The sequence below is a fragment of the Acinetobacter sp. WA-87 genome, assembly GCF_039938935.1.
In the GTDB taxonomy this organism is placed as follows: domain Bacteria; phylum Pseudomonadota; class Gammaproteobacteria; order Pseudomonadales; family Moraxellaceae; genus Acinetobacter; species Acinetobacter seifertii.
In genome coordinates, this window is the sequence record NZ_JBDUVF010000003.1 from 240,471 (window position 1) to 266,124 (window position 25,654).

At 39.2% G+C, this 25,654-nt stretch carries 24 protein-coding genes and 2 tRNA genes; 12 read left to right on the forward strand and 14 right to left on the reverse strand.

Going from position 1 to position 25,654, the window contains the following annotated elements; translation table 11 throughout:
* Positions 1 to 41: 41 nt before the first annotated feature.
* Entirely contained in the window at positions 42 to 1,046 is a 1,005-nt protein-coding gene (locus tag ABFY81_RS11265; protein ID WP_347913797.1) for an AraC family transcriptional regulator ligand-binding domain-containing protein, read from the reverse strand.
* 109 nt (positions 1,047 to 1,155) lie between these two features.
* Here ABFY81_RS11265 and ABFY81_RS11270 point away from each other — a divergent pair, with 109 nt between their 5' ends.
* Positions 1,156 to 1,794, forward strand: a complete 639-nt coding sequence (locus ABFY81_RS11270; protein ID WP_347913798.1) for a hypothetical protein — start codon at positions 1,156 to 1,158, stop codon at positions 1,792 to 1,794.
* A 41-nt stretch (positions 1,795 to 1,835) separates the two neighbouring features.
* Here ABFY81_RS11270 and hisF read toward each other — a convergent pair whose 3' ends face one another.
* The gene (gene hisF / locus ABFY81_RS11275) at positions 1,836 to 2,594 is read right to left on the reverse strand and encodes an imidazole glycerol phosphate synthase subunit HisF (protein WP_017386435.1); all 759 of its coding nucleotides are present in this window, start codon (positions 2,592 to 2,594) and stop codon (positions 1,836 to 1,838) included.
* A gap of 112 nt (positions 2,595 to 2,706) precedes the next feature.
* On the opposite strand from hisF, the gene ABFY81_RS11280 reads away from it, so the two are divergent.
* Genes ABFY81_RS11280 through ABFY81_RS11295 form a run of 4 tightly spaced genes read left to right on the forward strand, consistent with a single transcriptional unit; the run spans position 2,707 to position 5,036 of the window.
* Positions 2,707 to 3,657: a homoserine kinase gene (locus ABFY81_RS11280; RefSeq protein ID WP_347913799.1), complete on the forward strand. Its 951-nt coding sequence runs from the start codon at positions 2,707 to 2,709 to the stop codon at positions 3,655 to 3,657.
* A gap of 11 nt (positions 3,658 to 3,668) precedes the next feature.
* On the forward strand, positions 3,669 to 4,298 hold the full coding sequence (locus tag ABFY81_RS11285) for a DUF1294 domain-containing protein (protein WP_347913800.1): 630 nt from the start codon (positions 3,669 to 3,671) through the stop codon (positions 4,296 to 4,298).
* A 36-nt stretch (positions 4,299 to 4,334) separates the two neighbouring features.
* A complete protein-coding gene (locus ABFY81_RS11290) occupies positions 4,335 to 4,727 on the forward strand; it encodes a hypothetical protein (RefSeq protein ID WP_347913801.1) in 393 nt (130 codons plus the stop codon).
* Between the two features lie 3 nt (positions 4,728 to 4,730).
* The gene (locus ABFY81_RS11295) at positions 4,731 to 5,036 is read left to right on the forward strand and encodes an antibiotic biosynthesis monooxygenase (RefSeq protein ID WP_174735727.1); all 306 of its coding nucleotides are present in this window, start codon (positions 4,731 to 4,733) and stop codon (positions 5,034 to 5,036) included.
* A gap of 34 nt (positions 5,037 to 5,070) precedes the next feature.
* On the opposite strand, the gene ABFY81_RS11300 is transcribed toward ABFY81_RS11295, so the two are convergent.
* Positions 5,071 to 5,973, reverse strand: coding sequence for a DMT family transporter (locus tag ABFY81_RS11300; protein WP_347913882.1), 903 nt, complete (start codon positions 5,971 to 5,973; stop codon positions 5,071 to 5,073).
* 99 nt (positions 5,974 to 6,072) lie between these two features.
* Here ABFY81_RS11300 and ABFY81_RS11305 point away from each other — a divergent pair, with 99 nt between their 5' ends.
* Positions 6,073 to 6,624: an XRE family transcriptional regulator gene (locus ABFY81_RS11305; RefSeq protein ID WP_006582519.1), complete on the forward strand. Its 552-nt coding sequence runs from the start codon at positions 6,073 to 6,075 to the stop codon at positions 6,622 to 6,624.
* A 182-nt stretch (positions 6,625 to 6,806) separates the two neighbouring features.
* On the forward strand, positions 6,807 to 8,498 hold the full coding sequence (locus ABFY81_RS11310; RefSeq protein WP_347913802.1) for an ABC transporter ATP-binding protein: 1,692 nt from the start codon (positions 6,807 to 6,809) through the stop codon (positions 8,496 to 8,498).
* Between the two features lie 55 nt (positions 8,499 to 8,553).
* Here the strand turns inward: ABFY81_RS11310 and hisA are convergent, their stop codons facing one another.
* The 5 genes from hisA to hisB all read right to left on the reverse strand — a co-directional run bounded on the left by hisA (position 8,554) and on the right by hisB (position 12,017).
* Positions 8,554 to 9,285, reverse strand: a complete 732-nt coding sequence (gene hisA, locus ABFY81_RS11315; RefSeq protein ID WP_002052186.1) for a 1-(5-phosphoribosyl)-5-[(5-phosphoribosylamino)methylideneamino]imidazole-4-carboxamide isomerase — start codon at positions 9,283 to 9,285, stop codon at positions 8,554 to 8,556.
* Positions 9,286 to 9,379: 94 nt separating this feature from the next.
* Positions 9,380 to 10,021, reverse strand: coding sequence for a 3'-5' exonuclease (locus tag ABFY81_RS11320; protein ID WP_347913803.1), 642 nt, complete (start codon positions 10,019 to 10,021; stop codon positions 9,380 to 9,382).
* Between the two features lie 84 nt (positions 10,022 to 10,105).
* Positions 10,106 to 10,654, reverse strand: a complete 549-nt coding sequence (locus ABFY81_RS11325; RefSeq protein WP_151682797.1) for a DUF805 domain-containing protein — start codon at positions 10,652 to 10,654, stop codon at positions 10,106 to 10,108.
* Between the two features lie 152 nt (positions 10,655 to 10,806).
* Positions 10,807 to 11,424 (reverse strand): imidazole glycerol phosphate synthase subunit HisH, encoded by a 618-nt coding sequence (hisH, locus tag ABFY81_RS11330; RefSeq protein WP_347913804.1) that lies wholly within the window; start codon positions 11,422 to 11,424, stop codon positions 10,807 to 10,809.
* Positions 11,424 to 12,017 (reverse strand): imidazoleglycerol-phosphate dehydratase HisB, encoded by a 594-nt coding sequence (gene hisB / locus ABFY81_RS11335; RefSeq protein ID WP_002116767.1) that lies wholly within the window; start codon positions 12,015 to 12,017, stop codon positions 11,424 to 11,426. Before hisB ends, hisH begins: the two co-directional genes overlap by 1 nt.
* A gap of 103 nt (positions 12,018 to 12,120) precedes the next feature.
* Between hisB and ABFY81_RS11340 the strand changes: the two genes are divergently transcribed.
* The 3 genes from ABFY81_RS11340 to ABFY81_RS11350 all read left to right on the forward strand — a co-directional run bounded on the left by ABFY81_RS11340 (position 12,121) and on the right by ABFY81_RS11350 (position 12,887).
* Positions 12,121 to 12,504: a GNAT family N-acetyltransferase gene (locus tag ABFY81_RS11340; RefSeq protein ID WP_004705113.1), complete on the forward strand. Its 384-nt coding sequence runs from the start codon at positions 12,121 to 12,123 to the stop codon at positions 12,502 to 12,504.
* A 105-nt stretch (positions 12,505 to 12,609) separates the two neighbouring features.
* A tRNA-Phe gene (locus ABFY81_RS11345) sits at positions 12,610 to 12,685 on the forward strand.
* A gap of 126 nt (positions 12,686 to 12,811) precedes the next feature.
* Positions 12,812 to 12,887, forward strand: a tRNA-Phe gene (locus tag ABFY81_RS11350).
* Between the two features lie 169 nt (positions 12,888 to 13,056).
* Here the strand turns inward: ABFY81_RS11350 and ABFY81_RS11355 are convergent.
* The 4 genes from ABFY81_RS11355 to ompR all read right to left on the reverse strand — a co-directional run bounded on the left by ABFY81_RS11355 (position 13,057) and on the right by ompR (position 17,561).
* Complete coding sequence (locus ABFY81_RS11355; RefSeq protein ID WP_039251061.1) at positions 13,057 to 13,488, reverse strand: GNAT family acetyltransferase; 432 nt, start codon at positions 13,486 to 13,488, stop codon at positions 13,057 to 13,059.
* Positions 13,489 to 13,616: 128 nt separating this feature from the next.
* On the reverse strand, positions 13,617 to 15,131 hold the full coding sequence (locus ABFY81_RS11360) for an acetyl-CoA hydrolase/transferase family protein (RefSeq protein ID WP_002116671.1): 1,515 nt from the start codon (positions 15,129 to 15,131) through the stop codon (positions 13,617 to 13,619).
* Positions 15,132 to 15,321: 190 nt separating this feature from the next.
* Positions 15,322 to 16,779 (reverse strand): ATP-binding protein, encoded by a 1,458-nt coding sequence (locus ABFY81_RS11365; protein WP_039251064.1) that lies wholly within the window; start codon positions 16,777 to 16,779, stop codon positions 15,322 to 15,324.
* A gap of 17 nt (positions 16,780 to 16,796) precedes the next feature.
* Positions 16,797 to 17,561: a two-component system response regulator OmpR gene (ompR, locus tag ABFY81_RS11370; RefSeq protein WP_000060753.1), complete on the reverse strand. Its 765-nt coding sequence runs from the start codon at positions 17,559 to 17,561 to the stop codon at positions 16,797 to 16,799.
* A gap of 659 nt (positions 17,562 to 18,220) precedes the next feature.
* Here ompR and ABFY81_RS11375 point away from each other — a divergent pair.
* Positions 18,221 to 20,572, forward strand: coding sequence for a Tex family protein (locus ABFY81_RS11375; protein WP_347913805.1), 2,352 nt, complete (start codon positions 18,221 to 18,223; stop codon positions 20,570 to 20,572).
* 299 nt (positions 20,573 to 20,871) lie between these two features.
* Entirely contained in the window at positions 20,872 to 23,061 is a 2,190-nt protein-coding gene (locus tag ABFY81_RS11380; RefSeq protein WP_200027076.1) for a SulP family inorganic anion transporter, read from the forward strand.
* A gap of 69 nt (positions 23,062 to 23,130) precedes the next feature.
* On the opposite strand, the gene ABFY81_RS11385 is transcribed toward ABFY81_RS11380, so the two are convergent.
* Together ABFY81_RS11385 and ABFY81_RS11390 are read right to left on the reverse strand one after the other, a co-directional pair.
* On the reverse strand, positions 23,131 to 24,021 hold the full coding sequence (locus ABFY81_RS11385; protein WP_004705127.1) for an SDR family NAD(P)-dependent oxidoreductase: 891 nt from the start codon (positions 24,019 to 24,021) through the stop codon (positions 23,131 to 23,133).
* A 273-nt stretch (positions 24,022 to 24,294) separates the two neighbouring features.
* Positions 24,295 to 25,578, reverse strand: a complete 1,284-nt coding sequence (locus tag ABFY81_RS11390) for an aminotransferase class I/II-fold pyridoxal phosphate-dependent enzyme (RefSeq protein ID WP_347913806.1) — start codon at positions 25,576 to 25,578, stop codon at positions 24,295 to 24,297.
* Positions 25,579 to 25,654: the final 76 nt, after the last annotated feature.

Here is a 25,654-nt window from a genome sequence, read left to right on the forward strand (position 1 = left end):
GTGTTGTTTTAATCAAGAAAAGATTTGTAAGTTTTGGTTGGTTATTCTTTGTCTAAAAAATGATCTCTCCATTGTTGGGGTGTTTGATTGGTCCAATGTTTAAAAGCTCTTTGAAAAGCACTTTGTTCCGAGTAACAAAGTAAAAGTGCAATCTCTTGTAAGCTTAAATGCGGGTCTTTTAAATACTCGGTTGCCAGCATAAAGCGCACTTGCTGTACACGCTCCTGAAAGGTGGTGTTTTGTTGTTGTAAATGACGTTGGAGTTGGCGAACCGATAGGCCTAATTGAGCCGCAATATATTCAATTTGGTACTGATTCTTTTGTAAGCCAGTTAAAATGGAGTGCTGTAAGCGCTGATCGAGTTGAGTCGAATTTGGTAATTGTTCTAACAGTGCTTGGGCTTGCTGAACCAATAACTGCTGTAGAGTGTGGTCAGCGTTGCTAAGGGGTTTATGAATTTCGGTAATTGGAATAAGTAACTCTGTACGCGGCTGGCTAAAACGAACAGGACATTGAAAATATTGTTCATAAACCCTGATATTTTTAGGGGCAGTATTTAAGAAATGTACCTCATGTACATGTACACCTTCATGAGACATAAAAAGACGTAAGAATTGAATCACCAGCGCAATCGCGATTTCATCGGTAAGCTGAGTAGGGTGTAGTTCAGTCGCCTCCCAGCGAATAGAAGCATATTCTTCATATAGCTCAACCACTAATGGGCTACCGTCATAAATCAGACGGTGAAAGTCATGATAGCGAATTAAGGCTTCACCTAGGTTATCGCAAGAGAGCGCGAGATAAGCAATAATTCCTAAGTGTTTGGGCTGAACATATTTAGCAATTTCTAGACCTAAACCGGGCTTCGGGTCTAGTTTATAAATCACTTCTAACAAGTCGCGCCAAACGACGTAGTCAAAGCGTTCCAGATTTTGAATGTGTTCTAATTGTTTAGGAATAGCTAATCCATTCGCTTCACAATAAGCTTTTAATAGATGTCCCAGCCCTCCATACACCGAGCCTGTATAATTTTTTAGTTGGGGCATCCGTGACCACCTCTTTCTTGTCGTGATTTGTCAATGAAACCATAAATTCTGGTCAATACCTAGCATAACGAATTTTATATGCTCAATAAAAAGAAAAAGGAGTTAGGTGATGTTAAAAGGTTTTATTGCCGGAATTGCGGTTGCAAATGCATTTGAATGGGTGGCACACAAATATATTTTGCATGGCGTACACCGTGCTGGAAAACCGCGCTATAGCCCAGTGCCAAGAAGCATGGAGTCACATTGGGCACACCATCGTGAAGTACGCAAACAGCAATTTCATGATGATTGCTATGTGGAAGGCGTTGGCAACTGGCGAACTAAAAATGAGTTAATTTCTCTTGCCGTAGTGGCAACAGTTTCAAGTGCTATTTTCTATCCATTTTCAAAAGGTATGGCACTTGCAGCTTGGTACAGTGCTGGTAATTATTATTATATTCATCGCCGTGCACATTTAGAGCCTGACTGGGCAAAGCGTAAAATTCCGTGGCATTACGACCACCACATGAACTCTAATCAAGATGCTAATTGGTGTGTGACTAAGCCTTGGTTTGATTATGTGATGGGAACACGTGTGGTGTCTTCGGCAGATTTAAAAGAACAAAACCCTTTGGGTATACGATTACCGACTGCACTTGCTAAACCACTGTCTCAAGCAGTAGAAAAAATCTTTCCTGCAAAATGGGTCGAGAAAAAAGAAAGACCTAAACTCGTTAGCGACATAAATTCGGTCGATGGTGCTGCATAAAAAATTAAAGGGGCATATTGCCCCTTTAATGATAAATAAGCTTACAAGCGCATTTCGATGCCTTGATCAGCTAAATATTGTTTAGCTTCTGGAATGGTATATTGGCCAAAGTGGAAAATACTTGCAGCCAATACCGCATCTGCACCACCTTGTAAAATACCGTCTGCAAGGTGTTGTAAGTTACCTACACCGCCTGAGGCAATCGTTGGAATGGTCACGCGGTCATTAATGGCACGCATTAAGGCAATATCGTAACCTGCTTTAGTACCATCGGCATCCATACTAGTAATGAGTAACTCACCCGCACCGTAGTCAGCCATTTTCACAGCCCATTCAATGGCATCAATACCTGTTGGTTTACGGCCACCGTGAGTAAAGATTTCCCATTTGTTGTCACCAGTTTTTTTGGCATCAATTGCAACCACGATACATTGCGCGCCAAAGTGCTGTGAAGCCTCTTGAACAAATTCCGGATTAAATACGGCAGCCGAGTTAATACTCACTTTGTCTGCACCTGCATTTAATAACGCACGAATATCTTCAACCTTACGGACACCACCACCGACAGTTAATGGCACAAATACAGTCTCGGCCATACGTTCAACAGTACGGTAAGTGGTATCGCGTCCATGATGTGTAGCGGTAATGTCTAAGAAAGTAATTTCGTCTGCACCTTGTTCGTTATAGCGACGTGCCACTTCAACAGGGTCGCCAGCATCACGAATATCGAGGAATTGAACGCCTTTAACTACGCGTCCGTTATCAACGTCTAGGCAAGGAATAATACGTTTAGCAAGCATAGCTTTTTCCAAAAATAATCGCCGTTGGTGAAAGTTCCTACACAGGCGCTACACCTTCATGGAGGGAAGAGGTATTCTATCAAACTTCACAGATGTTTTTTGCAGGTTTTCCATGTCGGTTTATACCCCGTTGAGTTTAGATGAAGTTCGCGCCTTTGCTGCACCTTATGGATTAGAGGTGTTGGAGCTGAACCCAATTCAGGGAGGTATTCAAAACACCAATTATTTTCTGGTTGATGTAAACCGCAAACAGTATGTACTTACCGTGTTTGAAGAGTTAGATGCACAAGGGGCAGGTGAACTTATTCCTGTACTTGAACAATTGGGGACTCATGATGTACCCGTTGCTGTACCGTTAAAACATAGCGGGCAAGCGGTTCACGTGATTGCAGACAAGCCTGCACAGATTGCACCACGTCTCATGGGTCACCATCCCATGCAAACCACAGTAGCACAAGTTGCAGCAATTGCAGATGCACAGGCGAAACTGCATGTGGCTTTAGAAGACTTTCCGCTTGAACGTGAATATCGCCGTGATCATCAATACTGGACAGGTGTTGCAGAGCAGCTTAAACCAAATATGACTCAAGATGACCAAGCTTTGCTTGAGCAGGTCTATCAAGCGTTTAATGCAAAAACAGCACAGTATTCAAACCGACCAACAGGTTTTATTCATTCAGATTTATTCCGCGACAATACATTGTTTGAAGGTGATCAATTACAAGGTATTTTAGATTTTTACGAGTTAAATCAAGATGAATTGCTGTTTGATATTGCGATTACCATCAATGATTTTTGTACCGAATATCCAGCAGCGCATTTAAACTCAGACAAAGTGGCAGCTTACTTAGCGGCATACCAAAAAGTTCGTGTGCTTACTTCAGATGAACTGGAATGTTTAGATGTATTCTTAGCAATGGCAGCATGCCGTTTTTGGTCAATGCGTTTGCAAGTTGCTCAAAAAAATAAAGAAGAAGGACGTACAGGCGACGACATTTTGCAAAAAGATCCGCAAGAAATGCGAGCAATGATGCAAGACCGTTTAAGTCATGTAAAAGCATAAAAGGAATAGAGATGCGAGATCAGGGGCGTTTAGTCGAATGGTTCGACGAAAAAGGTTATGGCTTTATTCAGCCGGACGATGCTGAAAAAGAGCGAGTCTTTTTGCATATCAAAGATTTTGCACGCCCCGGACCTCGGCCAATTATTGGTTGTGCACTAGAGTATTTAGTCATTTTAGATGAGCGAGGTCGCTTCCGTGCCCAGCAAGTCACTTATTTGAAGGCATCACAAACGCGTAAAGCTTCAAAGTCAGCAAAAACAGAATCTTCATTTCAGGCAAAACCATGGTCTGCCATGCAAATGGTCATCGTATTTTATTTTGTTCTAATGGGCATTATGAGTTTTATCCATGTTCTGCCAGCTTATACCTTATTGTTTATCTTAATGATGAATGTCTTAAGTTATTGGCTATATTCACAAGATAAAGAAGCCGCACAACTAGGCAATCGCCGTATTCCTGAACAGACTTTACATATTGTGAGCTTTTTAGGCGGTTGGCCAGCTGCATGGTGGGCACAACAAAAACTGCGACATAAAACACAAAAACAACCATTTCGTAAGATTTATTTTTGTACCATATTCCTTCATTTACTTTTGATTTTGTGGCTAATTTCTCCTTTAAACGTTTTGCGGGGATCATAAAAGTAAATTGTTTTATTAAACTTGAGAGGTATAAAAATGAATAGTTCTATCGACCAAGATCCAAATCGTACTTTAACACTTATTTTGTATGTACTTTATATTGTTGCCATTTTTACGGGCGGCTTACTTGCGATTATTGCTTTAATTATTAACTACGTAAAACGTTCTGATGTACAAGGTTCAATTTTTGCGAGTCACTTTACTTGGCAAATCAGAACATTCTGGTGGTATCTCGCTTGGAATATTATTGCCTTTTTACCATTTATTTTCTTGTTTTTTACAGATGAAAATACCGATTTATTTGCAGGTGTTGCGATCTCATCGACCGTATTCTGTGTGGGCGTGATTACAGCGGCATGGATCTGGATCGTATATCGTGCAATTCGCGGTTTGATTGCATTAAACGACAATCGTCCGATGTATCAATAAATCATGATTATTGAACATGTGCATTTGAGTATAAAGCCTGGGCAAAGTGAAGCATTTCTTAAAGCATTCGAGCAGGCAAAACATATTGTTTATCCAATGGAAGGCTTTAATGCTGTCCAACTCATTAGACATGCAACTGACCCACATCATTATATTTTAATGATTTCTTGGGATGAGATTGAGCATCATACCGAAGGGTTTAGAAAGTCTGAGGCTTATCAGGAATGGAAAGCATTGCTCCATCCTTTTTATGATCCAATGCCGACAGTTGAATACTACGAGCCCTGCATTTTATTAAAGAAAAAATAATAGATAAAAAAAGAGAGCGTTAAGCTCTCTTTTTTTATTCTCGAATTCTTTTAGTTTTTTTAATGGGTAACTTAAGTTTTAACTCACTGACTAAAACACCTAACACCACTAAAGCACCGCCAAAAAGAGCAATAACTGGTAATCGCTCACCTGCGATTCGGCCAATAACTCCTGCCCAAACAGGCTCTCCTGCATAAATAATCGCAGCACGTGAAGGATCAACCATACGCTGAGCCCAATTCATCACAAATTGAATCAGTGCACTTGCTAAACCTAATGTAACAGCAAGGAGTACAAGCGGCCATGAAAATGCTGGAATCGTATGCTCACCCACCACAGGCATAACTGCAAACGAAAGTAGAGACGCGACAGCAAGTTGAATAATGGTTACACGGCGCAAATTTACCTTTCCAGCAAAGTAACTAATAAAAATAATTTCTAAAGCAATCGCAAGTGATCCGAGTACTGTTAAAAGCTGCCCAAAACTTAATGAAATTTGCTCAAAACCATTCCCTGTCAATAAAACAAGACCAGTAAAAGCTAGAGCTGCTCCCACCCAAGTCATGGCATGTGGTGTCTTTCTAAAGATGAGCCACATTAAAATAGGAACAAGCGGAACATAAAGTGCCGTTAAAAAAGCCGATTCACTACTCGGAATGGTTTGCAGGCCAATTGTTTGAGTTCCATAGCCGCCCACAATGACTAGACCAATCACACTACCAGCACCTAAGTCTTTTAACGTAACGCCTTTCATGCTTTTGAATGAAATAAGCAATAACGTTAGTGCTGCTACAGCAAAGCGGCAGCCTACAAAAAACATAGGCGATGTAAAATTCAGTGCATATTGCACTGTAAGAAATGTTCCGCCCCAAATCATAGTAATCAAAACGAGTGCTAACTGTGGGGCTTTGCTTGAACTCAAAGAAATTGGTGACATACTCAAAATTAGAATGAATTGTGCAATATACTGCACATATTGCGCTATTCTTCTGTTTTGTGCAATATATTGCTCAAATTTTCTTTGCTAACCTATTCTATGAGCCAGTCGAGTACCGTTTTACAGCACGTAGGCACAAATATCCGTTCATTAAGAGATGAGCGTGGTTTAAGCCAACAGGAATTAGCAGACCAGGCGGGTGTAAGTAGACGTACTATTGCTGCTTTAGAGACAGGACAAGTCAATATCAGCCTAGCTAAGCTCGATGCGATTGCGATAGTGTTGGGCGTAAACTTTAGAACGATTGTAAGTGCACCAGAGCATAAAGAACATGCGTTGGTTAATGTACTTGCTTGGCAAGGCGAAAAAGAAGAAAGCAAAGCAACTTTACTGGCTTCAGTTCCATCCCATAGTCAAGTTGAGCTTTGGACATGGTCTTTGGCAGTAGGGGAGTCTTATATTGCTGAAGCAGACCCAGAAGGGTGGCAAGAACTTATTTATGTATTAGAAGGTGAGCTAACCATACAATTTGCAGATAGCTCAAAAACCATAGCTGCCGGTTCTTCAATTATATATGCCAGTTCAGTAACTTACACTTATATTAATAGTGGTAATCAAGTGCTTAAATTTATTCGTAATGTGGTGTATTAACTTTAAAGTCTTTTCAAAATTATATGAAGAATTTGGTTTTATATAGTGAATTTATCTTATTTAAAAATTTGAAAATCTAATTTTAAACAAAAAACATGAAGAACAATAAATAAGACAAGTTATGATATTTCTTGTGTAATGAAATTATTTTTAAATCGTTTTAACAGAAAAAAGATAGAGAAATGAAGTTTTTATTAAGTTCGCAAGATATTCAGAACTATAAATTTATCTGGAATATTTCTAAAGAAAACTATAAGAAACAAAGAAGTAGTATGTTTCTTATGTTTTTATTAGTGGTATTTGCAGCATTTTTTACGACTTTATTACCATACTTGCTAAAAATTATTATCGATTATTCTGCACACGAATATAACTTTTTACTCAATATTCAGCTCCCATTTAATTTTTTATATCTACTTGTATTTGCCTACGCGACCGCATGGTTAGTCAATGAGTTATGCCATTGGACGCAAAATATTTTTGGGGCTTATTTGATGGTCGATTTCAAAGGATCATTAATTTCTGCAGGCTTAAAAAATTATTTAAATCTAAAAAAAGATGCACAAGATCAAATCGAGGCTGGAACAGTAATGAGTGATCTTGAAAGAGGAAGTACTGCTTTTGGTGAGGTTAATTTAACGTTAACTTTTTATTTAGGACCAATTATTTTCCAATTGGTAATGATTTTTGCGGTTTTGTTTACGACCATTAGTTTACTTTTCAGTATTAGCTTTTTATTGGTCGCTATTATTATTTTTATCGTTTCCTTTTATATAAATAAAAGAAGTAGTTCACTATTCGATGCTATGTATGAAAAAGACAATTTAGTGAATAGTCATTTAATACATCAAATATCTAACTCCTATGAAATTAAAGTAAAAAATGCAGTGCCGTTTCAGTTATCGAAATTTAATGACACTCTAAATTTATATATCACAACGGCAAAAGATAGGAATAAGAAAATAGGATTATTGATGATTTCTCAGTTGTTTATGATCTTTTTATTCTTACTTATTTTTATGTTATTTACTGTATTTCTTTCAACTGACAAGCAATTGACAGCTGGGGCTTTCGTATTGATAAGTACTTATATTATTCAGCTCACCAATCCATTTTTGGCTGTTTCCCAAAGTTTGATGCGGTTAAATGGCAACTTTGTGGCTTTAGCAAAATACCGACAGTATTTTAATCTTAAGAAAGAGCAATATACGTCATCTACCATTCAACATTCCGAAGTCATATTTCAATTTATAAATGCCAAATTTTCGTTAGGAAAAAGAGCAGTAGACCACTTTAATTTAACAATTTTGGCTAATAAAACGTATGTCGTGATTGGGCAAACAGGGCTAGGTAAAACTTCTCTGATGAATTATTTAATGGGGGTATATCAGATTCAGTCAGGGCAGCTTTTTTATAAAAATATCGATATTAGTCATAATTTTTCTAAGCATATTTTTGATGAAGTGGTCTATGTTGCCCAGCAACCTGTTATTTTCCCTTATTCTTTAAGAGATAATTTGGTTTATAACTCTCAGTATATATATGAAGATTCTTACTTAATTCAGATGCTTGAGCAGTTTAAACTATCGCATATTTTGAAAAAGCATGAGTTAACGCTCGATGATGATCTAACTGAAATTTATAAGAATTTTTCAGGGGGAGAAAAGCAAAGAATTTGTATCCTTCGAGGTCTTTTAGCACGCCCACAACTCATCATATTAGATGAACCGACCGCAGCTTTAGATGTAGATACTGCAAAAGATATACTTGCATATATTCAGCAAGTTGTTCCGTCCGTGATTATGATTACGCATTCACCCTATGCAATGGAACTGGCAGATGAGGTGATCGATTTAGAAAAACTATTAAATTAGAAATGATTAAAATAAAAAAAGAGCCTAAACAGGCTCTTTTTTTACATCTTAAAAATTAAAGACGGTTTTCATCTAACAAAAGCTGAGCTTCACGAAGGTTTAGAGTACCTTCATAAATTGCACGACCTGTGATTGCACCTAAAATGCCTGGTTTGCCTTTTAAGTTACGAACGTCATCAAGGTTAGTTACGCCACCTGAAGCAATCACTGGTAAGCCTGAGTATTGAGCCAAGTTGACAGTCTGCTCAACGTTTACACCTTGCATCATGCCGTCACGAGCAATGTCTGTGTAAACAATGCTAGACACGCCTGCATCTGCAAAGCGTTTTGCTAAGTCAGTTGCTTTCACGTCAGTAACATTAGCCCAACCGTCAGTTGCAACCATACCATTCATGGCATCAATACCAACAATGATGTGACCTGCAAAGCGCTTACAAGCTTCTTCTACAAATTCTGGCTCTTGAACTGCTTTAGTCCCGATAATGACAAAAGTCACGCCAGCTTCTAAGTAATGTTCAATCGTTTCTAATGAACGAATACCACCACCAATTTGAATTGGTAATTCTGGCTGAGCTTTAGCAATTGCTTCAACCACAGGTTTATGGATAGGCGTACCTGCGAAAGCACCATTCAAATCGACCAAATGCAAACGACGTGCGCCTTCATTTACCCAATGCTGGGCAGTTGCAACCGGATCGTCAGAGAAAACGGTATCGTCTTCCATACGCCCTTGTTTTAAACGCACACATTTACCATCTTTCAGGTCAATTGCTGGAATGATTAGCATGCTTTCGCTCCTTGCTTCATCATGTTTATGAAATTGTGCACATCTTAGCAAAGTATTGATCAATCGCTAAGCCTTAGAAAAGACTTTTATAACTTTACGCGTGAAGTGCGGTTTGAATCGTTTGTGAAATGTGAGCCGGCAATAAGTTTTGTTTACGAAGCTCTAAAAATACCAGTAGAGCTGCATAAGCATCAGCGGCTGCATAACTGATTTGCTGTAGTGTAAGTGGTTTTTGCGCCCAATTTGATGTTCCGACTTTCTTTGACTTTGAAAGATACTGTCCAAACAACAGTGCTACGGCTTTTTGTACACCCATTTGCTGAGTAAAACCAAAGTGACTAAAACCTTTAGCAAGATCAACGCAGCTTTCAAGCTCTATGCCTTTTTTATGAAAAATGTGCTTATCATTTTTAAGACCAAAGCCGACTTTAATTTGCTGAGGGTTTGACAAAATAGGCTGCAAAAACTTTAAAGTTGATGAATTGACATGAAATAAATAGGCTTTATGTTCTGTGGCAAGCTGAATCAGATGTGGACCCGTCGAGACCTCACCTACCCGAAATGTCGGTTTAGACTCTGAATCAAACCCTAAAAAGATCGCTGCTTTTAATTCTTCTTCAATAGTTTTGCATTGCTCAATATTTTCAATCACCACAATATTTTGGTGGTTAAGATTTTTAAAAAGTGGAAGCTGCTGAATAGAGGCTTTATCAAGGAGGGACGGGGCTTCGGACATATTTAACAGCGTACAAATAAATTGAGCTATTGCCTTTATATATGAATAAAGCCTAGAGAACTAGGCTTTACGAAACTTTAAAAATTATTGAGACTGAGATGGTGTACCAATTTCAATACTTTCGCTTCTTTCGATATAACTTTGATAACTCGGGACCATCATTGCAACAATAACTCCGAAAACAAATGCGAGTGGAATAATGACAATATAGATCCAACCTAAAACACGTTCCCAGCTTGGCGTTGGACGCTTTGGTCCATAATCATTAGGTCCTTCAGTTCCTTTTGCACAGAATAAATAAATGGCAAGGCCAATGTTCACGACTGGTACGAGCATGAGTAAAGATAACCATCCGGTATTATTACGGTCATGCAAACGTCGAATAGTAAATACGAAGCTAATATAAATACCGACAATATAGAGAATGGCAATAGCGATGATGCCTGGCGCAGTAAAACCTGGGGTGCCCTCATTTTGTGTAAGACCGAAAGTAAAAGCAATAAGCAGAAAGGCTATAACGAGGACGAGTGTAAATAAGAATGTCCAAGCAGCGTAAGAGAGTCGTCCAAAACGCCCATTCGCCTTAAAGGGTGAATCCTGCTGAAGTGGCTGATTTTCAAAAGGTGAATTCATTGTGTTTATCCTGATCATTTGGTTTTATTTAAAAGTATAAATATTCAATATTTTGTTGAATAAAATATCATTCTATAAATGATTGCTTATTATTATAAATAAAAAAAAAGATCAGGCCATCTAGACCTGATCTGTTTAAAGCTTTCGTGAAATTAAATATTCCATTCCACAAAGTTTTTAAGTAACTGTAATCCAGCAGTATGGCTTTTCTCTGGATGGAATTGAGTCGCAAATAAATTATCTTTGTGAATTGCTGTGCAGAAGTTCACGCCATATTCGCATGTTGCAGCCACAAGCTTTTCATCTTTCGGTTCAACATAGTAACTGTGTACAAAGTAGAAGCGAGCATCTTGTTCAATGTTGTTCCACATTGGATGGCTTGGGTCCATTTGGTGAACTTGGTTCCAGCCCATGTGTGGGACTTTCAAACCTTCCATTTGAGGGAAGTGCTTTACTACACCGTCAAAAATACCTAATGCGTCTACACCGCCATTTTCTTCAGAACTTTGCAGTAAGGCTTGCATTCCTACACAAATCGCAAGAACTGGCTTATTAAAAGCAGCATTGCGTACGACTTCATCAATACCTGCTTCACGCATGCCTTGCATACAGTCACGCATTGCCCCAACACCTGGGAAAACAATTTTGTCGGCTTGTGCAATTAATTTTGGGTCGTTAGTTACATCGACTGTAGCGCCCACATGCTCAAGTGCTTTAGCTGCTGAGTGTAGATTGCCCATGCCATAATCAAGTAACGCGATACGTCTCATTAGAGGCTACCTTTTGTCGATGCAATCGTGTTTTCAGCACGTGGATCAACTTCACATGCCATACGTAAAGCACGAGCTAGTGCTTTAAATACACTCTCGATTTGATGATGGCTGTTTTTACCTTTCAAGTTATCGATATGTAAGGTCATAAGCGCATGGTTTACGAAACCTTGGAAAAACTCGGAAAATAAATCCACATCAAAAGTACCAATACGTGCGCGAGTAAATGGAATATCCATAAATAAACCCGGACGACCAGATAAATCTACCACTACGCGAGATAAAGCTTCGTCTAACGGCGCATAAAAGTGGCCATAGCGTTTTAAACCTTTTTTATCACCTAAAGCTTGTGCAAAAGCTTGTCCAAGCGTGATACCGCAATCTTCTACGGTATGATGATCATCAATCTCGAGGTCTCCATCACAATGAATATCGATATCAAATAAGCCATGTCGCTTGATTTGATCAATCATATGGTCTAAAAATGGAACTCCGGTGTTTAGTGTGCCTTGACCAGTACCATCGAGATTTAAACGAACTCGAATTTTGGTTTCATTGGTATTTCTAACCACTTCACTGATACGTTGCGTCATGGACACGTTCCTCAAAAAAACGTCAAAAATGATTGGATGTTAACGACAATTTCGCTGTGACGAATTCGTGACAGCATCATAGTTTGCTCAGGAGGGTTAATCAATGCCTATTACCGTACATGCTTATAGTTCTCTAGATAATTCAGAGATTCGTGATCAGCTTGAGCGTTTGTATGATACAAGTCCGGAGTTTGGTGACGGGCACGATGCGATTGAACAACTTGAACAAGATTTACAGCAGTATACCACGCTATACACTGCGGAATTTAACACCAAAATTATAGGTGCAATTTGGTCTTCAGGACAAGGTGAAAGCAAGGTTCTTGAATATATTGTTGTGCATCCTGCTAACCGTGGTCGTGGTGTCGCTGAGCGCTTAGTTGAAGAAGCTTGCCGTATAGAAGAATCAAATGGCGTTAAAACTTTTGAACCGGGATGTGGGGCTATCCATCGTTGTTTAGCACATATTGGTAAACTACATACCTAAAAGCCTATTTTTACTGTAACTGTGATTTAAAAATAATCACTTGTTACAAAAAATGCGGAAGTTACTTGACGGTAACTAATAAACATTGTTTAATACGCCCACTTCGGCGTGATAGCTCAGTAGGTAGAGCAACGGATTGAAAATCCGTGTGTCCCCAGTTCGATCCTGGGTCTCGCCACCATTATTTGTGTTTTCAATCCCTGATCCCATCAGGGATTTTTTTTAAGTATAAAAAATATCCATTTAAATCAGAAACTCAGGATAATTGTTGACTATTGTCCTGAGATACGGCTTAATACAGGCCATCGGCGTGATAGCTCAGTAGGTAGAGCAACGGATTGAAAATCCGTGTGTCCCCAGTTCGATCCTGGGTCTCGCCACCATATTCGAAAAAGCCCCATACTTCAAAGTATGGGGCTTTTTCATGTCTGCTGATTTAATAAAAATATGAAGATCGTGCCTGTGTATAAATCTCATTTTATCCACAAGCAAATAGGGTTATCCCCAATATTACCTTTACTTTCTAAAAATGGCTCAACTGAAAACTTGTCTCTACTCGTGAGGACTATCATTAATGAGTCGTTTGCCTAAGCACACGGCTTCTACTTCGTCGTAACCGAGCTGTTCGTAAAAGTTCAATACATTCAAATTATCTTTACGCACCAATAATTGAAGTTTTGGGCAACCACGAGCGATGAGGCGCTTCTCAAGTTGCTGTACAAGCGCTGTAGCGATGCCTAAGCGTTGTTGGTGGGGGTGAACAGCTAAATAATTAATCCAGCCTCTATGACCGTCGTAACCGCCCATGAGCGTGCCAATGAGTTGCTCATCCTTAATAGCAACTAAAAATAAATCATCTTGTTGTGAAACTTTTCTGAAAATATCTGTTTCAGGACTATTCCAAGGGCGGGTGAGACCGCAGCTTTCCCATAAATTAACGACATCATCCAGATCTGCATTTGTAAATTGGCGAATAATGAACATGCGGATTTCTACTTTTTGTTTTGATGTGCTGAAAAGATAAAATAAAAATATGAGTTTGAGCAGTGTTTATTAATAATTTAAACAAATAAAAAGCACCCCCGAAGGAGTGCTTGAATTAAACCAGTGATTTAAGCTGATTTTGCAACTGGTGCTGCTTGAAGCATTTGACCTGTCTCTTCAAAGTTTGCATGCCAAGACAATGCTTCACGAAGTAAGTGAGGAGTATGTCCACCTTTGGCACATGCACGGTCAAAGTAGTCATTTAATGCATCACGATAAAGTGGGTGTACGCAGTTGTCGATAATAGCGCGAGCGCGTTCACGAGGTGCTAAACCGCGTAAATCAGCTAGACCTTGCTCTGTCACTAAAATATCAACGTCGTGTTCGCTGTGGTCAACGTGGCTCACCATTGGCACGATAGAGGAAATATCGCCGCCTTTAGCAATTGATTTAGTCACAAAGATCGCTAAGTGTGCGTTACGCGCGAAGTCACCTGAACCACCGATACCATTCATCATTTTTGTACCACATACGTGAGTTGAGTTCACGTTACCGTAAATATCAAACTCAAGCGCAGTGTTAATGCCAATAATGCCTAAACGACGAACTAATTCAGGGTGGTTAGAAATTTCTTGCGGACGCAGCACTAATTTGTCTTTGTAAGCTTCGATATTGCCAAAAACTTTTTCGCCACATTTCGCTGAAAGGGTAATTGAGCTACCAGAAGCAAATTTCATTTTGCCTGCATCAATGAGTTCAAAAGTACAGTCTTGTAGTACTTCTGAGTACATGATGAGGTCTTCAAAATCAGAATCTTTTAAACCTGTTAATACAGCGTTGGCAATAGAACCAATCCCTGCTTGTAATGGACCAAGGTTTTTCGGTAAACGACCTTCTGCAACTTCTTTGTTAAAGAAAGCAATTAAGTGGTTTGCAATACCTTGAGTCTCATCATCTGGAGGAGTGACTGTTGATGGAGAGTCATGTGTATCGTTAAATACAATACCTACAATTTTTGCAGGATCGATTTGAATTGCTGTTGTACCAATACGCTCATCCACTTTTGTTAATGGAATTGGCGTACGTGTTGGACGATAAGTCGGAATGTAGATGTCGTGCAAACCTTCAAAGCTTTCGCTTAAAGAGGTATTGATTTCAACAATCACTTTTTCGGCAAAAATAGCAAAGCTTGCAGAGTTACCAACTGAAGTTGTTGGAATAATGCCGCCATCTTCAGTAATTGCAATTGCTTCAATAACTGCAACGTCTGGACGTTTAAGTTGTTGGTTACGCATTTGCTCGACAGTTTCTGACAAATGTTGGTCAATAAACATGACTTCGCCATTGTTAATTGCGCGGCGTAAAGTGTTGTCTACCTGAAATGGCATGCGACGAGATAAAACACCTGCTTCCGTGAGTTGTTTGTCTAAGTCATTACCTAAGCTAGCACCCGTAATTAATGTGATTTTTAACGGATTTTTCTTTGCGTGCTCTACAAGTGCTTGTGGAACAGCTTTAGCTTCACCGGCACGAGTAAAACCACTCATACCAACGGTCATTCCATTTTCGATGAATTGCGCAGCTTGTTCAGCACTGATGACCTTGTCATGAAGAGAAGCTAGGCGAATACGACTTAAAGACATTGGACATCCTCAATATTGTCAAAACATACGGGATTTTAGCTATGAAAAAATGAAAAGTGCATAGGTGTTAGGCTAAGGTCTAATTTTTTAAATAAATGTGGGTATAATTTATTTTTATGACTTATATTTAATTGATTTTAAATATTTTTTAAAAAATTAAAATAGCGCTTTAAATGATCATTCGATCAAATTAAAAGCGCTCACTTAAAGTTTGTTTAATTTTTTCTAACGGATTTGTCGTGGTATTTTCTTCAGCCGCTGGTTTTGGGATAGGTAACGAAATAATAACTTCTAAGCCACCTTGTTCACGGTTATGAATTTGGATCTCACCTTGGTGAATATCGACAATACGTTTAACAATTGCAAGACCTAAACCACTACCTTGAATGGTTCTAGCAGAGTTACCTCTTACAAAAGGCTGCATTAATTCTTCAATTTGGTCTTCAGGAATGCCTTCACCATTGTCGGCCACCGTAATCAAAATATGTTCATTTTCAACTTTTGCACTGAGTTCGATTGGCTCTGCACCATAACGCTTTGCGTTATTAATTAGGTTGGCAATCAGACGTTTTAATGAGAGGCTACGTGCAGGAATAATCGGTACATCTTGCATCTCGAAACGAATATCAAGCGGTTTAAACTGAACAATTAATTCTTGCAATAACATATTGATATTGGTGTCTTTTAATTCTTCATCTGAACCGTCGCGCATATACGAGATGAACTGATTTAAAATCGCATCCATATCATCTACGTCATACACCAAGCCTTCACGAAAAAACTCATCAGGCAACATTTCTGCTGTTAAACGAATACGTGTAAGGGGCGTGCGCAAATCATGTGAAATACCAGCCAACATAATCCGTCGTTCACGCTCGGTTTGATCAAGCGTATATACCATGCGATTAAAGGCTTGATTTACTTGGCGAATTTCTAGTGGACCATGATTGGTATCTAGGTAAGGCGCTGTTCCTGACTTACTATATTCATTGGCAGCATTTTGCAAACGACGCAAAGGGCGGTTCATTTGTCGAACCAAAATCAAAATAATGATGGCTGAGGCTAAAGGAACACCCACAACCCATCCAATTAATAGTTCAGGGCTATAGTTTGCATATGTTTTTAGAGGCTCACGGACCCAATTACCATGCATTTCAGGAGTTTGAATCCAAATACGAGGGCTTGGTTTAAATTGGAAGTAAACCGTAACGTCCTTAGTGCCAATCTCATTGGCTAGTTTCTGCTCAACGTGATTAGTAAAAAACTCGGCAATAACTTTATCGCGGACACTAGGATATTCTTTAGGATCGGTTATGTATTCAATACCAACCCGATTACGTAACCAGGTATCGATATCAACTTCGTTATTACCATGTAAAATACGAATATTGGGGTTATTGACCAGTTCTAGTTCAACAGCCAGATAACGGGCATGTTGTTGAATTTCTGGTAAATAGAGAGTGCGCCAAAAAAACCACAATGACATAAACAGGCTAAAGAACACCACCAGCAGTACCAAAATAGTGGTACGCATGGCAGCAGAACGTGGCTTAATCTTGTCGAGAAAACGTTCCCACCTCGTCCGTTTACGCTCTGAGTACGTAACGTAATCGGTAAAGTTTTGTGGTGGAATTGGCTCTAAAGTCACTCTATTTTATCTCAAACTTATTCAGCACCGTCTGGAACAAACACATAACCCACGCCCCACACAGTTTGGATGTAGCGCGCACGTGCTGGATTATCTTCAATCAGACGACGTAGACGAGATACCTGAACATCAATAGAACGTTCCATTGCACCCCATTCACGACCACGAGCCAAGTTCATGAGTTTGTCACGTGTTAATGGTTCGCGTGGATGCTGTACCAAAGCCTTCAATACCGCAAACTCACCTGTAGTCAATGTAACGATTTGACCTTCACGAGTAAGCGTACGTGTAGATAGATCTAAAGACCATGGGCCGAAACTAACTACTTCAACTTGTTGGCTTGGAGCACCTGGAACTTCACGAACTTGACGACGTAATACTGCGCGAATACGTGCTAGAAGCTCATTAGGGTTAAATGGTTTTGGTAAATAGTCATCTGCACCAGCTTCTAGACCAGCAATACGATCAGAGTCACTACCACGAGCAGTTAACATGATAATAGGAGTATCAATGTTTGACTGACGTAAGCGTCGGCAAATACTTAAACCATCTTCAACGGGTAACATGAAATCGAGAACGATAAGAGAAAATAACTCACGTTGTAATAAACGATCCATTTGCGAAGCGTCATGGGCAGTTTTTACAACAAAGCCTTTATCTTCTAAAAAGCGTTGCAAGAGGGTACGTAAACGCACATCGTCATCGACTACTAAAATGCGCTCGACACGATCCGTTTCGTTATGTACGGTTTCAGGATGTTCAGCAGGTACAACTAAACTCATGATGTACTCCCTTTTAAAGTCATAATTTATATATTATTGGGGCGCTCAGGCTTATTGCCAGCAAGCCCTCAGTATAATGCCGATGTTCTTGTTAAGACTATGTATCAATTTGCTCAAAATTACAATTTTCGTAGGTGCTTGAAACCAAAAAACAACATCTTATGCCCATAATTTAGCAAAGCCCGCGATAAAAAACCAAATATTCAATCATTCGCTAGATTTTTATCGATTAAATTTTAATAAATATTTGTTTCAAATAAATTATTTAAAAAAATTCTATTCATTTATTCTTTAGTTTTTACAAGCATTGCTAGATGTTTTATTGATGATAGGTTCAAAATTTATATATAAAAAGAAGAAAAATGAAGTTTTTAAACCTTCTAGCCATGTATCAATATGTTCATTTTCTCGTAATTTGTATTAAAAAATTTAATTGGATGCTAGAAGAGTTGCTACAACTCCTATCTTTAAATAAAGTTTGACTTGAAAAGTAGAATGACAAATAGATCAGGTTTTAAAAGAGTTTTTTTAAGATAAGAATGTGAAAAATTCATAGTCAATACAAAAAAACGTTTTGAATACGCAAACAAGTGTGGATTTTATGGGCTTGGTCTTTATAATCATTGCTTTTAAACTTTATCCTTGTGGGATCAAACACGATGACTGACTTAGTTCAGCAGTTGGCAAGTGAGCTTGCCGTACGTCCAAACCAAGTAGAAGCTGCCATCCGCTTAATTGACGAAGGTGCCAGTGTTCCATTTATTGCCCGTTACCGTAAAGAAGTAACACAAGGTTTAGATGATACGCAGTTACGCCAATTAGATACTCGTTTAGCGTATTTACGTGATTTATATGAGCGCCGTGAAAAGGTCATTCAGTCATTGCAAGAACAGAATAAATTGAATGATGACTTATTGGCGCGGGTGAATGCAGCCGAAACAAAAAATGCTTTAGAAGAAATTTATGCACCGTACCGTCCTAAGCGTACGAGTAAGTCTTTCAAGGCGAAAGAAGCGGGTCTAGGACCAATCGCTGAAAAAATTATTGCAGAACAAATTGACCCGACAGAAGCATTGGCTGGTTTTAGTCATGAAGAATATCCAGATGTTGAAAGTCAGTTAGATGCAATTCAGCATATTCTGATTGATGACTGGGCACAAAACATTGCGCTGACTACAGAATTAAAAGCAACTTTTGCAAAAACAGCAGTATTAAAAAGTACAGTTGCTTCTGAAGAAAAGAAAGAAGTTGGTAAAAAGTTCCGCGATTACTTTGAATTCTCTGAAGGCTTAAACAAACTACCTTCTCATCGTTTATTGGCAATGTTACGTGGCCGTCAAGAAAACGTACTTGGCTTAAAAGTAGATGGTGAAGATGATGCACCTTTGGTGCGTATTGAAACTGAATACAACCTTGATCAAGTTCAGCCACAAACTCGCCAAGATTTCTTAAAGCAAACTGCAAAATTATTCTGGTTAGGTAAAGTTCGTCCTCAAATCGAGCATTCATTGCTAACAGAAAAACGTCTTGCTGCTGAAGCAGAAGCAATGCAAGTATTTGCTGAAAATCTTCGTCATTTATTGTTATCTGCCCCAGCAGGTAGCCGTACAACTTTGGGTGTTGACCCTGGTATTCGTACGGGTGTAAAACTGGCTGTCGTAAGCGATGCAGGTGATGTACTTGCTCATAGCACGATTTATCCATTTGCGCCTAAAGAAGACAAAGAAGGTTCAATTGCTGAATTAGCTCGTTTGTGTCGTGAATATAACGTAGAGCTTATTGCGATTGGTAACGGTACTGCGAGCCGTGAAACAGAAGCTGTAGTTGCTGAAATGATGGCTGCAAACACAGACCTTAAATTAACACGTGTGACTGTAAGCGAAGCAGGTGCATCTGTTTACTCTGCAAGTGAACTTGCTTCGGCAGAACTTCCAGAGCTTGATGTTTCAATTCGTGGAGCAGTTTCTATTGCTCGCCGTTTACAAGACCCACTTGCTGAGCTTGTGAAGATTGATCCGAAATCGATTGGTGTAGGTCAATATCAACACGACGTAAATCAAACTGGTTTGGCAAAAACACTTGATGCGGTAGTTGAAGACTGTGTGAATGCTGTTGGTGTTGATGTAAATACTGCTTCACCAGCAATCTTGGCTTACATAGCAGGTTTAAACAAAGCGATTGCTCAGCAAATCGTTGAATACCGTAAAGAGCATGGTCGTTTTGATAACCGTCAAGCGTTGAAAAGCGTACCTCGTTTAGGCGAGCGCACTTTTGAACAAGCGGCCGGCTTCTTACGTATCCAAAATGGCTCTGAACCTTTAGATGCTTCTGCTGTTCACCCTGAAAGTTATGGTCTTGTTGAGAAAATTGTTGTGGCGAAAGCGACGACAGTTAAAGACATTATTGGTAATACCGAAATCATCCGCCAAGTAAAAGCTGATGAATTTGTTGATGACAAATTTGGTTTGCCAACAGTTCAAGACGTATTAGCTGAACTTGAAAAACCAGGTCGTGACCCGCGTCCAGAGTTCCGTACTGCTAAATTCCGCGAAGATATCACTGAAGTGGGTCAATTGACTGAAGGCATGCAGCTTGAAGGTGTAATTACCAATGTCACAAACTTTGGTGCCTTTGTTGATATTGGTGTACATCAAGACGGTTTAGTTCATATCTCTGAATTAGCAAATGAGTTTGTTTCTGATCCGCATAAAGTAGTTAAACCAGGTCAGATTGTACAAGTACGTGTGATGCAAGTTGATGCTGAGCGTAACCGTGTGAACTTGAGTATGCGCGCAGAAGGCGCAGCTCCTGTTAAAGCACAGCGTCCACCGCGTCGTGAGCAAAATAATGAACAGCGTTCTGAGCGTAAACCACAAGGTAAGCGTCCTCAACAACCACGTAAAGATCAGGTTGAGCGTCCACAACGTAGCAAACAAGAAAAACCACAAGAGCAAAAAATTGGTGGTTTTGGCGCATTGTTACTACAAGCAGGAATTAAAGGTTCTAAATAAGAGCCTTTAGAAGACCTAAAGAAACCTCCCAAACGGGAGGTTTTTTATTGTTTTGTAGTTTGCTTTAGAGAGCGTGGAATTCGTTTTTTCAGAAATCGCAGTGGTAAAGATGAGGTGAATCTTAAGATCAACAAAAACGTTGTGAAATCTACAATCAACTATACAACGTTATAGCATAACTCAACTTTAACCCTTTTCAGTTGTCAGACAATATCGACAAAGCCTTGAAGTAAGTTCCTCACTTTCAGGCAGTTACATTAAAAATTGATTGTTTTTTTATATTATAAATGGTTGTTTTTATGCCGGCTTTAGAACTGAAAAATAGATTTCATTTAAACGATCTCCTCTCGGGAGTGGTCGTATTTCTCGTGGCGTTACCCTTATGTTTGGGTATTGCCTTAGCCTCAGGCGCTCCAATCATTTCGGGTATTATTGCCGGGATTGTTGGTGGAATTATTGTTGGCCTACTGAGTGGTTCTCACATCAGTGTCTCTGGCCCAGCAGCAGGGCTGACTGCGGTCATCCTTGTACAGTTAGATCAATTAGGCGGCAACTATGCCGCCTTTTTATTGTGTATTGTATTTGCAGGAATTTTACAAATTCTATTTGGAATATTTAAGTTAGGTTTCTTTGCTAACTTTATTCCAAACAACGTCATTTTAGGATTATTGGCTGCTATTGGTGCTATTCTGATTGTGACTCAGTTGCCATATTTATTTGGGCTGACTGACTTTTCATGGAAAAACGTTTGGACTGCTACACCTGATACTTTTCTTCAGCACTTTGACGCTGGCGCAGCGCTTATTGGCCTACTGAGTTTATTTTTAATTTTAGCTTGGGATAATAGTCCACTTAAAAAGTTGGCCATACCTTCGGCTTTAATTGCTGTGGTCATTGCAGCAGTTTTAAATTTTGTGTTAATGAATATCGGCTCGCCTTGGGCAGTACAAACCAATAATTTGATTCAACTACCAAACATATTGCAAGCGCCGCAAGAGGTATTGGTTTTTCCAGACTTTAGCTATCTGGCTGAACCATTAATTTATACCGGAGCAATTACACTCGCGATTGTGGCGTCTTTAGAGACATTACTAAACTTAGAAGCCGCAGATAAACTTGATCCTCAAAAGCGTTCATCTCCACCTAATCGTGAACTGTGGGCACAAGGCGCGGGCAATATTGTTTCAGGTTTAATTGGCGGCATGCCAGTCACTTCAGTCATTGTCCGCAGTTCTGTAAATGCAAATACAGGCGCACGTAGTAAATATTCCACGATTATTCACGGCATATTATTGCTACTAGCAGTTTTATTCTTTGTTCAACTCATGAATATGATTCCATTGTCTGCACTTGCAGCGATACTAATCGTGACTGGTTTTAAACTGACTCATCCAAAGCTATTTAAACAGCTTTATCAAAAAGGCTGGAAACAGTTTTTACCTTTCATTATCACCCTTGTTGCAATCTTGCTGACAGACTTATTAACCGGAATTTTGGTGGGTCTATTTACCAGTAGTGCGTTTATTTTATATGGCAACTTCAATAAAGGCGTTCGTGTTTATAAAGAAAAGCATTTACACGGAATCGTGACCCGTATTGAGCTTCCATCACAAGTGACTTTTCTTAATCGTTCAGCGCTCATTTCTGCATTGGAACATGTTCATAAAGATCAGCAGTTGATTATTGATGCGACTCAATGTGACTCGATTGATCCCGATATATATCAGGTCATTCAAGATTATCAAAATGAAACGGCAGTTAAGCGTCAGGTTGATTTGAAGCTTATAGGGTTTAAACAGCACTATGAAGAAGTAGATGATGCAGTTCTTGATATTTACATTAGTACTAGAGATTTACAGCGTAAATTAAGTCCGCAGCAGGTGGTTACTTTACTTAAAGAAGGTAATGAACGTTTCGTAAAAAATGAACGTTTACAACGTGATATTTACCGTCAAATCCGTGTCACTGCAGATGAAGGTCAACACCCAATTGCGGCTGTTTTGGGATGTATGGATTCACGTGCGCCTACCGAAATGATCTTTGATGTGGGTATTGGTGATCTGTTTAGTTTAAGGATTGCTGGTAATATCGCAGGTCAAAAAGTACTAGGTTCACTTGAGTTTGCCTGTCAGGCCAAAGGTTCTAAAGTCATTTTAGTTTTAGGTCATACCGACTGCGGAGCAGTGACCAGTGCATGTCAGCTAAGGTTACAGGAAAAACAAGTTTCTGATGTGAAAGAAATGCCGCATATTCAATATGTGCTTGGACCACTCATGCGTTCGGTAGAAAGCGTATATGACATTATGCAACCACGTGAGTTAAACAAAGCTTTTATTAATCAGGTGACAGCAATGAACGTTCACTACAACATCCAATATATTATTAATAACAGCACAGTACTTAAAGACCTGCTAGACCGTGGTGAGATTGCAATTATTGGTGCGATTTACGATGTTAAAACAGGGCATGTTGAATTTCTAGATGCGTAAACAAGCCTAAATAAAAAAGCGCTTCTTAAGAAGCGCTTTTTTATTTTTAACTCATCTTAATATGTCAAATTACCAATGTTCACCTGGGAAAATTCGTGCATAAGCTTTTTGTGCCCAGTTCAATTTCTCAGCTTTTTGGCCTTTTGCTGCATCAGAACTTGGGAACAGGCGGAAACCAATCGACATAAACATGTTGTTGATGCCTGGCGCGACTGAATACGTCATAGACGCCAAACGGCCTAAGTTCGTCGCAATACGTTTTGGACGTTTCACAATTGCATAAGCAATTAAGTCAGCTGCTTGTTCAGGTGAAAGGGTTGGTACATATTTATAAATTTTGGTTGGTGCGATCATTGGGGTACGCACTAAAGGCATATAAATTGATGTGATCGCAATTTTATGCGCATGAACTTCGGCAGAAAGACAACGACTAAATGCATCAAGCGCAGCTTTAGAAGCGACATAAGCAGAGAAGCGTGTTGCATTTGCTAATACGCCGATTGAACTAATATTAATAATTTGACCGTCTTTACGTTGAATCATGTGAGGCAAAATATTAAGCACCATTCGTACAGCGCCAAAGTAGTTTAATTGCATGGTACGTTCAAAGTCATGGAAACGATCATAAGACTCATGAACAGCACGACGAATAGAGCGACCTGCGTTATTGATTAAAATATCAATATGATCAACAGAAGCTAAAATATCTTTAGAAACCTGATCAATCATGTCCATGTCGTTAAGATCACATGGGAAAATTGATGCCTGACCGCCACGGCTTTCAATATCTGCTTTCACTTCTTCTAATGTTTCTTGAGTACGGGCAACCAGTAAAACATGCGCACCAGCGTCAGCAAGTTTGTTCGAAACCGTTAAACCGATTCCACTTGAGGCACCTGTCACTAAAATGACTTTACCTTGTACCTTTTCTTGGAACAGAGCTTCTAATTTTTTATTCACAGCATTTTACCTAAGTAGGGGCAGGGGCTATTTATTCCGGTATGTAATTTTTATTTTTTACAACCGTTGGTTCATCCTGATGAACTCCTAAATATTGCCCTATCTTAATAGATGTATAAAAATTGTCTAGTATGTAAATATATGAAATTTAACAATTTATTTAGAGTAAAAACTCTAAATTATTACCCTAATCCATTAATTATTGTGAAGGATTAAATCAAATGAAAATAAAAAAGCCTCTATATTCCAGAGGCTTATTTATTGGTTTAAAAATTATACAGTTGAAAGTGCTTGTTCTAAGTCGGCAATCAGGTCATCAACATGTTCAATACCGATAGAAAGACGAACCATATCTTCACTTACGCCGGCAGCTTTTAATTCTTGTTCATTAAGCTGGCGGTGAGTGGTTGTTGCAGGATGACACGCCAGACTTTTCGCATCACCAATATTCACCAGACGAGTAAATAGCTGTAGAGCGTCAATGAAGCGAGTACCCCCTTCACGACCATCTTGAACACCAAAGGATAAAATTGCAGAAGGTTTACCCTTTACATATTTTTGCGCAAGTTGGTGTTGTGGATGATCTTTTAAGCCTGCGTAATTGACCCATTTTACTTTTGGATGATTTTGCAAATATTCCGCGACTTTCTGTGCATTTTCAGTATGGCGTTCCATCCGTAAATTAAGCGTTTCTAGACCCTGTAAAATTAAGAAAACACTGAGCGGGCTAATAGCTGCGCCTGTATTGCGTAATGGCACTACACGAGCTCGTGCTATATAGGCAGCCTCACCTAAAGCTTCGACATAATTAACCCCGTGATAACTTGGGTCTGGTGTATTCAAAACTTTAAAACGCTCTGGATATTTACCCCAAGGAAATTTACCGCTATCGACAATTGCACCGCCAATACTATTGCCATGGCCACCAATATATTTAGTAAGCGAATGGATAACGATATCGGCGCCATATTGAAATGGTTTTAATAAAGCAGGGGTAGCAACCGTGTTATCGACAACGACAGGTACACCATATTCATGGGCGATTTTTGAAATTGCTTCTAGATCAATGATATTGCCGAGCGGGTTACCAATTGACTCAACAAAGACAAGTTTAGTTTTATCATCAATTAAATTACGCAAGCTTTCAGGCTTTTGATAATCAAAAAAGCGAACTTCAATTCCTTGTTTTGGTAGTGTATGGGCAAATAAGTTATATGTACCGCCATATAAAGTTGAGACAGAAGCAATATTATCTCCAGCTTCAGTAATGGTCTGAATGGCATAAGTAATGGCTGCCATTCCCGATGCTAAAGCTAAAGCACCAATGCCTCCTTCGAGTGCAGCAAGGCGTTGCTCAAGTACAGCAGTGGTGGGGTTCATAATACGAGTATAAATATTACCTTGTACTTTTAAGTCGAAAAGGTCTGCACCATGCTGTGTATTATCAAAGGCATAAGAAGTGGTTTGATAAATAGGAACAGCGACCGCTTTGGTTGTTGCTTCAGGAGTGTAGCCTGCGTGAATGGCTAAGGTTTCGTCTCGGTATGTATGTGACATTGTTATCATCGAAGTGGTCAAAGAATAATCCAGATTTTTTAGCATACTCTTTATGCATGATTTAGATGTTTTTATG